Below are 13,339 nucleotides of genomic sequence, written 5' to 3'. Positions count from 1 at the left end.
GTGCCTTATTTTTGTCCAATAACCTTATATTAATCACAGGGCAAGGTGAGCTATGCACTCTCAAATCTGGGTTGTGAGCACGCTGCTGATAAGCATCGTGTTAATCGTTTTGACCATCGTGAAGTTCAAATTCCACCCGTTTCTGGCGTTGCTGTTAGCCAGTTTCTTCGTGGGTACGATGATGGGGATGGGGCCGCTGGATATGGTCAATGCCATTGAGAGCGGCATCGGCGGTACGCTGGGCTTCCTCGCGGCGGTTATTGGCCTTGGGACCATTCTGGGCAAAATGATGGAAGTGTCCGGCGCGGCCGAACGCATCGGTCTGACGCTGCAGCGCTGCCGCTGGCTTTCCGCCGACGTCATTATGGTGCTGGTCGGGCTAATTTGCGGGATCACGCTGTTCGTTGAGGTCGGCGTGGTGCTGTTGATTCCACTGGCCTTTTCGATTGCTAAAAAAACCAATACCTCATTACTGAAGCTGGCGATTCCGCTGTGTACGGCGCTGATGGCGGTACACTGCGTCGTACCTCCGCATCCGGCCGCCCTGTTCGTGGCGAATAAGCTGGGCGCAGACATTGGCACCGTGATTGTCTACGGCTTACTGGTGGGTTTAATGGCTTCGCTTGTCGGTGGGCCGCTGTACCTGAAATTCCTCGGTAACCGTCTGCCATTTAAACCGGTACCGGCTGAGTTTTCCGACCTGAAAGTGCGCGACGAAAGTTCACTGCCATCGCTGGGGGCGACGCTGTTTACTGTACTGCTGCCGATTGGCCTGATGCTGGTCAAAACCGTCGCTGAGCTGAACATGGCGAAAGGCAGTACGCTGTATACGCTGCTGGAGTTTATTGGTAACCCGATCACCGCGATGTTTATCGCCGTCTTCGTGGCCTACTACATTCTCGGCCTGCGTCAACACATTGGTATGGGAGCGCTGCTGACCCACACCGAAAACGGTTTTGGCTCGATTGCTAACATTCTGCTGATTATCGGTGCAGGCGGCGCATTCAACGCTATCCTCAAGAGCAGCGGGCTGGCGGATACTCTGGCGCTGATCCTCTCAAACATGCATATGCATCCGATTCTGCTGGCGTGGCTGGTGGCGTTAATCCTGCATGCCGCGGTGGGTTCCGCCACGGTGGCGATGATGGGCGCGACGGCAATTGTGGCACCGATGCTGCCGCTCTATCCCAACGTTAGCCCGGAAATCATCGCCATTGCCATCGGTTCCGGCGCTATTGGCTGCACGATCGTCACCGATTCCCTGTTCTGGCTGGTGAAGCAGTATTGCGGCGCCACCCTGAATGAAACGTTCAAATACTATACGACCGCGACATTTATTGCGTCCGTTATTGCACTGGCTTGCACATTCCTGCTTTCCTTTATTATCTAAGCGCGAAGAGACTGACTATGGAAAACATTCAAACACTTATCGCCCAGCATCCTTTAGTGGAAGATCTGGTGGCTCTGAAAGAGACAACCTGGTTTAACCCTGGCACCACCTCTCTTGCGGAAGGTTTACCGTATGTTGGCCTGACAGCACACGACGTTGAGGATGCCCACGCGCGTCTGACGCGCTTCGCACCGTATCTGGCGCAGGCCTTCCCGGAAACCGCCGCCACCGGTGGCATTATCGAATCTGAGCTGGCCGCAATCCCGGACATGCAAAAACGGCTGGAAAAAGCGTTCGGGCAGCACATTAACGGCGAACTCCTGCTGAAGAAAGACAGTCATTTGCCGATTTCAGGCTCGATTAAAGCGCGTGGCGGCATTTATGAAGTACTGACCCATGCGGAAAAACTGGCGCTGGAAGCCGGTCTGCTGACCACCAAAGACGATTACCGCGTTCTGCTTTCGCCGGAGTTCAAACAGTTTTTCAGCCAGTACAGCATCGCGGTTGGCTCCACCGGCAACCTGGGGATGTCGATTGGTATCATGAGTGCCCGCATTGGCTTTAACGTCACGGTGCATATGTCTGCCGACGCCCGCGCGTGGAAAAAAGCCAAGCTGCGCAGCCACGGCGTGACGGTAGTGGAGTACGAAGAAGATTACGGCGTGGCGGTTGAACAAGGTCGTAAGGCGGCAGAGTCCGATCCGAACTGTTTCTTTATCGATGATGAAAATTCCCGCACGCTGTTCTTAGGCTATGCGGTCGCCGGTCAGCGTCTGAAAGCGCAGTTTGCCCAGCAGGGGCGCGTGGTGGATGCCGATCATCCTCTGTTTGTCTACCTACCGTGCGGCGTCGGTGGCGGCCCTGGCGGCGTGGCATTTGGCCTGAAGCTGGCATTCGGCGATAACGTGCACTGCTTCTTCGCTGAACCGACTCATTCACCGTGCATGCTGCTGGGGATTTACACCGGGCTGCACGATACCATTTCCGTACAGGACATCGGTATCGACAACCTGACGGCGGCGGATGGGCTGGCGGTGGGTCGCGCCTCGGGCTTTGTTGGCCGGGCGATGGAGCGTCTGCTCGACGGTCTGTACACCCTGGACGATCAGACAATGTACGATATGCTGGGCTGGCTGGCGCAGGAAGAAGGCATTCGTCTTGAGCCGTCGGCGCTGGCAGGCATGGCTGGCCCTCAGCACGTTTGCGCCTCCACGGATTACCAGCAGATGCATGGCTTCAGCGCGGATCAGCTCAATAACGCCACCCATCTGGTGTGGGCAACCGGCGGCGGCATGGTGCCGGAAACCGAGATGGCGCAATACCTGGCGAAAGGGCGCTAATCTCAGCGCAGCATCGCCATCAGCTCCATCGGTGAGCGATGCTGCTTAAGCAGGTCACGCATCACGCGCATATGCGGTGCGGTATGGTTGAAGAAAGCCTGATATCCTGCACACAGCACGCCCTTTCCATTTTCCTCGCAGTACGCAGGACAATCACCATGGTAATATTGAAACAATGAGCATGTTTGGCAACGCGTATTCATTGATGACATGGTCTGTCGTTCAATTTGTGCTGCCAGACCACACCACTGGCGGAGCGTTTTGTCGAAAAGCTGGATAGATATCTGATTAATATCTTCACGTACCCAGATATCAAATATCGTAATTAAAAATCGGCCCCACGCCTCAGACGTAACCGATTCGTCTGTCAGATGACCTGAGCCATCGTGCTTAACCAGCGGAATAAACTGTACCAGGCGAACATTTCCTTGTTGCAAACCACGGTACACTTCAACTGGTTGTAAACACTTCTGGTGGTCAATCACCACGTTTAAAACATCATCACTAACATCCATGTTCTCACATCCTGTCATGCAAAATTCCCGATAAATACGATAAGTTGGCGAACATGCGTTACAGCAAACAGTATTGCGAGGGATAACACCGCGAGGGAGATCATAAATTTGTCACGCACCGCACGAGATTCAGAAAAATCGCTATGTGTAACATCCATCAGATTACGGCTGCGGGTATAGCGCCAAAGTACGATTCCCACCATCGCCAGCACCACAATTGAAACCCAAAACAGGAAGCCCGCCTGATGCCAGTTGTGCTTCAGCGCCAGCGCCATTAACGCACCATAACCCAGCAGGGTACGAAACCAGGCCAGCGATGTTCGCTCCGGTTGTAACCCCGGGTCGGCGATACGTCGCGATTTGCGGCTATCCGGCATACAGCACCAGCGTCATGACAATCACTGCCACAATAGTCAGCATAACGCTGATAATCAGCAGGCTGTGGGTGTAGGGCAAGTCCTCTTTCAGTCGCATCGCCTTTTCGTTACGTAGCCAGCGCAGGTAGCCGTAGATCGCCAGACCGCCGGCAAACAGACACAGCAACAAGGCAAGCGCCTCACGGATGACCGGCGTGGCAAAATCCGGGGCCAGTTGATCAAGGCCAACCCCCGCAGCCAGAAATCCGAGCGCGGTGCGGATCCACGCCAGAAAGGTACGTTCATTTGCCAGCGAGAAGCGATAGTCCGGTGCTTCCCCAAGGCGAGAAATCTTCATGACAGCTCCTTAAATATTGTTGTCTGGTCGTTATACCGGAACAGTTAAGGAGTATGAACCTGATTCTCAAACGAAAGGGCGAGTCGGGTGATGAGACAATGGAAAAGAGAGAGGGTGTTTGTAATGCCGGATGGCGAGTTGCGTTTTATCCGGCCTACAGGAGATGCAGGCCGGATAAGTCAGTTTTAACCTAATCCCCAGAAGAGCACCGCCAGCAATTGCGGGGTGATAATCCTCAGGAACATGACCAGCGGATAAACGGTGGCGTAGGAGAGCGCTGCCGCCCCGCTGGTGGCATGCAGGTTGTTAGCAAACGCCAGCGCAGGAGGATCGGTCATTGAGCCGGCCAGCATGCCGCACAGCGTCAGATAGTTCATTTTGGCGAAAATCCGTGCCAGCAAGCCCACGGTAATGAGCGGAATCGCGGTAATGAAAATACCGTAGCCCACCCAGCTCAGACCATCGCCTTGCGTCAGGGTATGAACAAAATCACCGCCTGACTTCAGACCAACCACCGCGAGAAACAGTACGATACCCAACTCTCGCAGCGCCAGGTTAGCGCTGGGAGGCATAAACCAGTACAGCTTACCGATGCTGCCAATACGTCCAAGAATCAAAGCCATAATCAGCGGCCCACCGGCCAGCCCCAGCTTCAACGCCACCGGGAAACCCGGGATAAACAGCGGTATTGACCCCAGCAGAACACCCAGTCCGATACCGATAAATACCGGCAGCATCTGCACCTGCTGCAGTTTTTGCTGCGCGTTACCAACAACATTGGCAACGGTGTCAATCGACGAAGGGCGCCCAACCAGATTGAGGATATCCCCGAATTGCAGGCTGGCGTCGCTGCTGGCTACCAGCTCAACCCCCGCACGGTTCAGGCGGGAGATCACCACGTCGTAACGTTCTTTAAAGTGCAGATCGCGGATACGTTTACCCAGCACTTGTTCGTTGGTCACCACCACGCGCTCAACGCGTAAATCAGTCCCGCGCGTCGACAACGATGTGTCCACCTCCTGACCAATCACCACCTGCGCGTTGTGCAGATCGGCTGGCTGCCCGACCAGGTGTAACAGGTCGCCCATCTGGATAACTGTCCCTGGCGACGGTACCATCAATGTCTCGTCACGTTTCAGACGCGAGCAGATGATTTTGTCGCTGTTCAGAATCGGGACATCCTGAATTGCCATATTGTTGATGTTTGGGTTTTCCACACGGATGTTCATCGTCTGAATCAGTGCGTGCCCGTTGGTTAGCGTGGATTCATGCTGCTGGGCTTCAGCATCGACGTTAACGCGGAAAATAAGGCGCATCAGCCACATGGTGAGTAAAATTCCGCAAATGCCGAAAGGATAAGCCATGGCATAGCTCATCCCCATCTGGTCAACCACATCGCCAGGGGTACCCAGATCGCGCAGAATTTGCTGCCCGGCTCCCAACGCCGGGGTATTGGTGACCGCCCCGGAGAATATACCCAGTACCACGGGAAGAGGAATGGCAAAAAGCTTATGCAGAATCGCGGTGACCAGGCCACCCATGATGACAATCAGCACGGCAAACAGATTCAGCCGCAGGCCCGAAACGCGCAATGACGCAAAAAAGCCCGGTCCGACCTGGATACCGATGGTGTAGACGAACAGGATCAGGCCAAATTCCTGAATAAAATGCAGCATGTCGCCGCTCAGGGTCATCCCTGCCTGATCGACAAAATGCCCGACAATAATACCGCCGAACAGCACGCCTCCGATGCCAAAACCAACACCACGTATTTTTATGTTGCCGATCCATAATCCGACAACTGCCACTAATGCCAGAACGCTGACCGTCAATGCTATATCACTCATTATCTTGTTCCCTGTGAATAACATCATTAAGTAAATGGATTCTCGCAGAGTACAGTCGCAATGTATGGGTGGTAAAGCACAAAAAAGCCCCGTCATTTCTGGCGGGGCAAAGGCATGGAGCTATTTAACTATTTAATGCGGGACGTTCGCTGATAGCGATACGTTGTGGAGCAATGGCTTCAGGTTCATTCCGGGTCAAATCGATATGCAGCAAGCCGTTAGTGAAGCTTGCGCCGGAGACCTCCATATTTTCAGCCAGCGTAAAGCTCAGGCTGAACGGCTGAATGACCAGCCCCTGGTGCAACCATTTGGTCTCTTTTTCCGGCTGCTGCGGCGTACCTTTCACGGTCAGGCGCGTGCCTTCCAGTTGAATATCCAAATCGTCCTGGCGGAAACCGGCTAACGCAAGGGTAATGCGGTAGTGGTTATCATCGCTCTTTTCGATGTTATAAGGCGGGAAGCTCTGGCTTTCACCGGTGTTTTGCAAAGCATTGGCCAGTTTGTCAAAACCGATCCATTGACGCAGCAGTGGGGATAAATCGTAGTTACGCATAATAATCTCCTTCTAAGAAGCGAGTAGGTACCTTTCGGCTCCCTGACGGCAAGCCGATGACTTAGTAAGGCCGCCTGAAGCGGCCTATAGAATTAGTTGATTTCGATGCGGCGCGGCTTATTCGCTTCAGGAATCACGCGCTCAAGATCGATATACAGCAGACCATTTACCAGGTTTGCGCCGCGAACATGAATGTTCTCCGCTAACTGGAACTTACGTTCGAAGTTGCGCTCGGCAATACCCTGATACAGGTAAGTACGTTCCTTTTGATCGTCCGCATGGGCGCCTTTCACCACCAGCAGATTATCCTGGGCAGTAATTTCCAGTTCGCTTTCAGCAAAACCGGCAACGGCAATTGCAATGCGGTAATGGTTTTCGTCTACCAGCTCAACGTTGTACGGAGGGTAGCCGCCATTGCTTTGGCCCTGATTGTTTTCCAGCAGGTTAAACAGACGGTCAAAACCAATAGCAGAACGGTACAGCGGGGATAAATCAAAGTTACGCATAATTAATAGCTCCTGAAATCAGCGAGAATAATTGACCTTCCATCATGGACAGGTCAGGTAGCCAGGACACCCATCAGGCATGCCCTTCATTTGTCTACACTCTAAAAATGGGTCTTAATACAAACTTTTCAAGCGTATTCATCTGACTTTTTTTGCAGTTTGTTGTCTATTGCATACACTGGGGGGAGCAGTTGTTCTCGTTAAATCGCGATGGCCGCCACAGTGCGACGAAATGGTGATGTTATTTTCGCAACGGATCGCTTTAACTCACCATGCAAACACGATAAATACAGATGAATAAATGATGATTAAAAAAATGTTGGTAACACTGACGATGTGTAGTGGGATGGCGTTTGTAAGCGGCTGTTCCAGCATCATGTCGCATACCGGTGGCAAAGAAGGGACATATCCTGGCACGCGAGCCAGTGCCACAATGATTAGCGAAAGTGATACGAACTGGGGAACCAAGTCACTGGCGATTCTGGATATGCCTTTCACCGCGGTGCTCGATACGGTATTGCTACCGTGGGATCTCTTTCGCAAAGACAACTCGGTGAGATCCCGCGTAGAAAAGAGCGAGGAGAGAACCCAGGCCACGAACGCCGTTATTCCCCCGGCAGAAATGTCCGCTCCATAAGTTAACGCCCGGTTTCAGTCACCCACAGCTGGCGGAAACCCTCGACGTCTTCCATCCACGCAACCTGTCGACCATCAGGGGAGAAGACGATCGCATCGGCCGACGGCGGGTTACCATGCCGTTCCGTTAAAAAATCAATCTTGCCCGTTTGAACATCACAACAAGCAATTCTGTTCTCCAGTACAAATCCCAGCCATTTCCCCGATGGGTGCCAGTTTAAGGCTGACTGAATATTCGTAGTGCATTGGGTAAGCTGACGCGGTGCTCCCCCCTGTGGGGAAATCAGCCATAACTGCACAATACCGCTGTCATCACGCATTAAAAACGCAATCTCAGACGCCTTTGGATTACTGCGTACCCAATGGCGAGGTTGATTCACTAGCCCCGGGAAGACGCGCTCATGGGTAAACGTCAGGCGACGTTGACAAATACCGGATGGCGGCGCAGGCATGGTCATGTCAGTCCCCTCCAGAGGCGCGTCCCCCGGCTGTTTCCAGTCGTTTTCATCCAGTGGCAAATCGACAATAAACAATTCCGGTACTTTTTCGCCATTCACTGACAACGTATCGCCGATAAACGCCAGCCTATTTTCTCCTACCCAGCCCTCTTCATAGGCACGGTTAATCTCATCGCTACCCGGTTTTGGCGTTGGTGTCGTCTGGCTCACCAGCACGCACCAATGGCTGCCACTGTATTCACGCGGATGCTGCGCGAAGACCTTCACCGGCCCATACGGTGCAGCCACGCCGACGTTGCGTAAATCCAGCGCCGCCGAGCGCTCATGCAAAACATGGTCGTTATAGGTGAAACTGACAAACTCACCGTTTGGGCTAAAGACATGCACATGACTCCCGCCACGCAGCGCGCCTGGCGTGTACGGCGCGGTAATATCCATCGCATCCAGATTCTCCACCCCAGCCTGCGTAACAATCACCCCACGACGATGATGGAAATCGTAATACCATGTTTCATCAGGATTTTCAGGCCCATGAATGAATACATATTTTTCCGACTTTGGATGAACGGTCACCACGCCAACGTGCGCTCCCTGAGTAGCCCGGTAAATCACCTCCAGTTCGCCAGTATGGATATTGACGCGCTCAATTGTTTCACCGGTAAAGGAGGCGCCAGAAGGACGCACATCAAAGACCAGCCACTGGCTGTCCGGTGTCCAGGTGTTAATATTGGTAAGCTGATGATTACGCGGCGTAAAGGTGATTTGCTTCATGGGATGCCCTGATACAAGACGATTAAAGCAATCATACTTCACAAGCACTTCACTTTCAGGCTTTAGCGTATCGCCATCTTCATTTTTGCGGACAGAAAGATGGAACATTTTGACGTGGCGATTATCGGATTAGGTCCGGCAGGCGCAGCGCTGGCGCGGCAGTTGAGCGGAAAAATGCGCGTGATTGCGTTGGATAAAAAACGCCAATGCGGCAACGAAGGTTTCACTAAACCCTGCGGCGGTCTGCTGGCCCCGGACGCCCAGCGTTCGTTTATCCGCGATGGTATAACCTTACCCGTTGATGTCATCGCCAACCCGCAGATTTTTAGCGTTAAAACTATTGATGTTGCCGCTTCTTTGACGCGTAACTACCAGCGCAGCTACATTAATATCAACCGCCATGCTTTTGATTTATGGCTTAAATCTCTCATCCCTGACGATGTACAGGTGTATCACGACAGCCTGTGTCGGAAAATCTGGCGCGAGGGCGATAAATGGCATGTTATCTTCCGCGCCGACGGTTGGGAGCAGCAGATCACCGCGCGTTATCTGGTGGGGGCAGACGGTGCGAATTCACTGGTGCGCCGTCATCTCTATCCCCAGCACCAAATCCGTAAATATGTCGCTATTCAACAATGGTTTGCGGAGAAACATCCTGTGCCGTTCTATTCCTGTATTTTTGATAACGATGCAACTGACTGTTATTCATGGAGTATCAGCAAAGATGGCTATTTTATCTTTGGTGGCGCCTACCCCATGAAGGACGGACAGGCACGCTTTGACGCGCTGAAGGAGAAGCTGAAAGCGTTCCATTTCCAGTTCGGCAAACCAGTGAAAAGTGAAAAATGTACGGTGCTGTTCCCCTCACGCTGGAAGGATTTCGTCTGCGGTGAAGACAATGCGTTTTTGATTGGCGAAGCTGCCGGTTTTATCAGCGCCAGCTCGCTGGAAGGGATTAGCTATGCGCTGGACAGCGCGGAGATCCTCAAATCGGTACTGCTACAGGATGCACCTGATATGAATCACGCTTACCGTAAAGCCACCCACAGGTTACGTCTCAAACTGTATGGCAAAATCCTGAAAAGCCGGGCACTCACATCAGCATTTTCTCGGAAATGGATAATGCGCAGCGGCGTGGCGCATATTCCCCAGGGAGACCATTCAGCACCACAAATCATGGCTGAAACAGGGCAAATGAAACAAGGCACTTGCCCATAATTTCTTAATTCAGCGCAAATTTCTCAATGGCATACGCGACGCCATCTTCGAGGTTGGATTTGGTCACGAAGTTGGCGATTTCTTTGACTGATGGAATAGCGTTGTCCATAGCAACGCCCACGCCTGCGTATTCAATCATCGCGATGTCGTTTTCCTGATCGCCTATCGCCATCACCTCTTCGGCTTTAATACCTAACGCATCGGCCAGCGATTTTACGCCCGTCCCTTTATTGACGCGTTTATCGAGGATTTCGAGGAAATACGGCGCACTTTTCAATACGGTGTACTTCTCTTTTACTTCTGCTGGGATGCGCGAGATGGCTTTATCGAGGATCTCCGGTTCATCAATCATCATCACTTTCAGGAACTGGGTTTCTGGATCCATTTTCTCGGCTTCACAGAACACCAGCGGGATGGTCGCGACAAACGATTCGTGCACCGTGTAGTAGCTGATATCACGGTTCGCGGTATACAACGTGTTGCGATCGAGGGCGTGGAAATGTGAGCCAACTTCCCGGGAAAGCTGCTCCAGGTAGCGATAATCGTCATAGCTTAACGCAGTTTGCGCTACGGTACTGCCATCTCCAGCTTTCTGCACCAGCGCACCGTTGTAGGTAATGCAGTAGTCACCGGGCTGTTCCATATGTAGTTCTTTCAGATAGCTGTGAACGCCGGCATACGGGCGTCCCGTGGTCAGCACCACATTCACGCCACGCGCGCGCGCCGCGGCAATCGCCGTTTTGACCGCAGGTGAAATGGTGTGATCGGGCAGCAGAAGTGTGCCATCCATGTCGATAGCAATAAGTTTGATAGCCATGAGTTCCCCGGATTAAATGAGTCCGTCCTCATGCTAACGCGATTCCGCTCAAAAAACAGCTACGAAAAGGGGGATAGAAAGGGGAATCGAGATTCCTCTTTTTTGGGCAAAAAAATACCCGGTTGCGCAAACAACCGGGTATGTTTAACAACGCACGATTAGATATCGATGTTCGCCGCTTTCAGGGCATTCTCTTCGATAAACGCGCGACGCGGTTCAACGGCGTCGCCCATCAGCGTGGTGAACAGCTGGTCGGCAGCAATCGCATCCTTCACGGTAACGCGCAGCATACGACGGCTTTCCGGATCCATGGTGGTTTCCCACAGCTGTTCCGGGTTCATCTCGCCCAGACCTTTATAACGCTGGATAGCGAGGCCGCGACGTGACTCTTTCTGCAGCCATTCCAGCGCCTGCTCGAAGCTGGCAACCGGCTGGCGACGCTCGCCACGTTCGATAAACGCATCGTCTTCGATCAGTCCACGCAGCTTCTCGCCAAGCGTACAAATACGACGGTATTCGCCACCAGTCACAAACTCGTGGTCCAGAACGTAGTCGGTATCCACACCGTGAGTACGGACGCGCACAATCGGTTCAAACAGGTTCTGCTCTGCGTTGTGGTGGATATCAAACTTCCACAGGCTACCGTGCTGTTCTTTTTCGTTCAGCTCGGTAATCAGCGCATTAACCCAGCGGGTAACGTTCTGTTCGTTTGCCAAATCAGCTTCCGGCAGCGTCGGTTGATAAACCAGTTCTTTCAGCAGCGCTTTCGGGAAACGACGTTCCATACGGCCAATCATTTTCTGCGTCGCGTTGTATTCAGAAACCAGTTTTTCTAACGCTTCACCCGCCAGGGCTGGTGCGCTGGCGTTGGTGTGCAGCGTGGCGCCATCAAGGGCGATAGAGATCTGGTACTGATCCATCGCTTCATCGTCTTTGATGTACTGTTCCTGCTTGCCTTTCTTCACTTTGTACAGCGGCGGCTGTGCAATGTAAACGTGGCCGCGCTCAACGATTTCCGGCATCTGACGATAGAAGAAGGTCAACAGCAGCGTACGGATGTGCGAGCCGTCGACGTCCGCATCGGTCATGATGATGATGCTGTGATAACGCAGTTTGTCCGGGTTGTACTCGTCGCGACCGATGCCGCAGCCCAGCGCGGTGATCAGCGTCGCCACTTCCTGAGAAGAGAGCATCTTGTCGAAACGCGCCTTCTCAACGTTAAGAATTTTACCCTTCAGCGGCAGAATCGCCTGGTTTTTACGGTTACGGCCCTGCTTCGCAGAACCGCCCGCGGAGTCCCCTTCCACCAGGTACAGTTCGGACAACGCCGGGTCGCGTTCCTGACAGTCCGCCAGTTTGCCCGGCAGACCCGCTAAGTCCAGCGCGCCTTTACGACGGGTCATTTCACGCGCGCGACGTGCAGCTTCACGAGCACGCGCAGCATCAATGATTTTGCCGACAACGATTTTCGCGTCAGACGGGTTTTCCAGCAGGTATTCGCTCAGCAGTTCGTTCATCTGCTGTTCTACCGCCGATTTCACCTCAGAGGAGACCAGCTTGTCTTTGGTCTGTGAGGAGAACTTCGGATCCGGTACTTTCACGGAAACAACGGCAATCAGGCCTTCACGGGCATCGTCACCGGTAGCGCTGACTTTCGCTTTTTTGCTGTAGCCTTCTTTGTCCATATAGGCGTTCAGGGTACGGGTCATCGCCGCACGGAAGCCTGCAAGGTGAGTACCGCCGTCACGCTGCGGAATGTTGTTGGTGAAGCAGTAGATGTTTTCCTGGAAACCATCGTTCCACTGCAGCGCAACTTCAACGCCGATACCGTCTTTTTCAGTGGAGAAGTAGAAGATATTCGGGTGGATCGGCGTTTTGTTTTTGTTGAGGTATTCAACAAACGCCTTGATGCCGCCTTCGTAGTGGAAATGATCTTCTTTGCCGTCGCGCTTGTCGCGCAGACGAATAGAGACGCCGGAGTTCAGGAATGACAGCTCACGCAGACGCTTCGCCAGAATGTCGTATTCGAACTCAACGACGTTGGTAAAGGTTTCGTGGCTTGGCCAGAAACGGACCTGAGTCCCCGTCATTTCTGTTTCGCCAGTTACTGCCAGCGGCGCCTGCGGCACACCGTGCACGTAAGTTTGCTGATGCACTTTGCCTTCGCGACGAATCACCAGTTCCAGCTTCTGTGACAGGGCGTTAACGACGGAAACACCCACACCGTGCAGACCGCCGGAAACTTTATAGGAGTTATCATCGAATTTACCGCCTGCGTGCAGAACGGTCATGATAACTTCCGCCGCCGAAACGCCCTCTTCCGGGTGAATACCGGTTGGGATACCACGGCCATCATCGGTAACGGACACGGAGTTATCAGCGTGAATCGTTACCACGATATCTTTACAGTGACCCGCGAGCGCTTCGTCGATAGCGTTATCTACCACCTCAAATACCATGTGGTGCAGACCGGTGCCGTCATCCGTGTCGCCGATATACATACCCGGGCGCTTACGCACCGCATCCAGTCCTTTCAGGACTTTGATACTGGAGGAGTCATAAGAATTCGACATC

General features: G+C 53.1%; 13 protein-coding genes and 1 other annotated feature. Of the genes, 4 read left to right on the top strand and 9 right to left on the bottom strand.

Translation table 11 applies throughout. The features are described from left to right. Positions 1-52: 52 nt before the first annotated feature. On the top strand, positions 53-1,390 hold the full coding sequence (dsdX, locus tag OGV74_RS01505; protein WP_086504697.1) for a D-serine transporter DsdX: 1,338 nt from the start codon (positions 53-55) through the stop codon (positions 1,388-1,390). Positions 1,391-1,407: 17 nt separating this feature from the next. Then, a complete protein-coding gene (dsdA, locus tag OGV74_RS01500) occupies positions 1,408-2,730 on the top strand; it encodes a D-serine ammonia-lyase (RefSeq protein ID WP_086504698.1) in 1,323 nt (440 codons plus the stop codon). Between the two features lie 2 nt (positions 2,731-2,732). Here dsdA and OGV74_RS01495 read toward each other — a convergent pair whose 3' ends face one another. The 6 genes from OGV74_RS01495 to ibpA form a co-directional block, all read right to left on the bottom strand. Then, entirely contained in the window at positions 2,733-3,245 is a 513-nt protein-coding gene (locus OGV74_RS01495) for a radical SAM protein (RefSeq protein ID WP_003023893.1), read from the bottom strand. Positions 3,246-3,259: 14 nt separating this feature from the next. Next, the gene (locus tag OGV74_RS01490; protein WP_003023890.1) at positions 3,260-3,622 is read right to left on the bottom strand and encodes a DUF202 domain-containing protein; all 363 of its coding nucleotides are present in this window, start codon (positions 3,620-3,622) and stop codon (positions 3,260-3,262) included. Further along, on the bottom strand, positions 3,612-3,959 hold the full coding sequence (locus OGV74_RS01485; protein ID WP_003023888.1) for a YidH family protein: 348 nt from the start codon (positions 3,957-3,959) through the stop codon (positions 3,612-3,614). The genes OGV74_RS01490 and OGV74_RS01485 overlap by 11 nt, the downstream gene beginning before the upstream one ends. A gap of 185 nt (positions 3,960-4,144) precedes the next feature. Continuing rightward, complete coding sequence (locus OGV74_RS01480) at positions 4,145-5,806, bottom strand: putative transporter (RefSeq protein ID WP_286520169.1); 1,662 nt, start codon at positions 5,804-5,806, stop codon at positions 4,145-4,147. Positions 5,807-5,930: 124 nt separating this feature from the next. Next, complete coding sequence (gene ibpB / locus OGV74_RS01475; RefSeq protein WP_003023884.1) at positions 5,931-6,359, bottom strand: small heat shock chaperone IbpB; 429 nt, start codon at positions 6,357-6,359, stop codon at positions 5,931-5,933. A 92-nt stretch (positions 6,360-6,451) separates the two neighbouring features. Further along, a complete protein-coding gene (ibpA, locus tag OGV74_RS01470; RefSeq protein WP_003023882.1) occupies positions 6,452-6,865 on the bottom strand; it encodes a small heat shock chaperone IbpA in 414 nt (137 codons plus the stop codon). Beyond that, positions 6,859-6,931: a sequence feature (ROSE (Repression Of Heat Shock gene Expression) occurs in the 5'-region of heat shock genes and acts as an RNA thermometer to modulate expression.), on the bottom strand. It overlaps the preceding gene by 7 nt. 238 nt (positions 6,932-7,169) lie before the next feature. Between ibpA and OGV74_RS01465 the strand changes: the two genes are divergently transcribed. Continuing rightward, positions 7,170-7,502 (top strand): YceK/YidQ family lipoprotein, encoded by a 333-nt coding sequence (locus tag OGV74_RS01465; protein ID WP_003023879.1) that lies wholly within the window; start codon positions 7,170-7,172, stop codon positions 7,500-7,502. 1 nt (position 7,503) lies between these two features. Here the strand turns inward: OGV74_RS01465 and OGV74_RS01460 are convergent, their stop codons facing one another. After that, the gene (locus OGV74_RS01460) at positions 7,504-8,730 is read right to left on the bottom strand and encodes a YidR family protein (protein WP_286520168.1); all 1,227 of its coding nucleotides are present in this window, start codon (positions 8,728-8,730) and stop codon (positions 7,504-7,506) included. 99 nt (positions 8,731-8,829) lie between these two features. On the opposite strand from OGV74_RS01460, the gene cbrA reads away from it, so the two are divergent. Further along, positions 8,830-9,948, top strand: a complete 1,119-nt coding sequence (cbrA, locus tag OGV74_RS01455; RefSeq protein ID WP_086504699.1) for a colicin M resistance lipid reductase CbrA — start codon at positions 8,830-8,832, stop codon at positions 9,946-9,948. 4 nt (positions 9,949-9,952) lie between these two features. Here cbrA and yidA read toward each other — a convergent pair whose 3' ends face one another. Continuing rightward, positions 9,953-10,765 (bottom strand): sugar-phosphatase, encoded by an 813-nt coding sequence (gene yidA, locus OGV74_RS01450; protein WP_003840602.1) that lies wholly within the window; start codon positions 10,763-10,765, stop codon positions 9,953-9,955. Between the two features lie 158 nt (positions 10,766-10,923). Continuing rightward, on the bottom strand, positions 10,924-13,338 hold the full coding sequence (gyrB, locus tag OGV74_RS01445; RefSeq protein WP_086504700.1) for a DNA topoisomerase (ATP-hydrolyzing) subunit B: 2,415 nt from the start codon (positions 13,336-13,338) through the stop codon (positions 10,924-10,926). Position 13,339 lies beyond the last annotated feature (1 nt).

Origin of the sequence: Citrobacter sp. Cf116, assembly GCF_030336505.1 — a bacterium.
Classification (GTDB): Bacteria; Pseudomonadota; Gammaproteobacteria; order Enterobacterales; family Enterobacteriaceae; genus Citrobacter; species Citrobacter freundii.
This window is presented reverse-complemented; position numbering and strand designations above follow the sequence as displayed.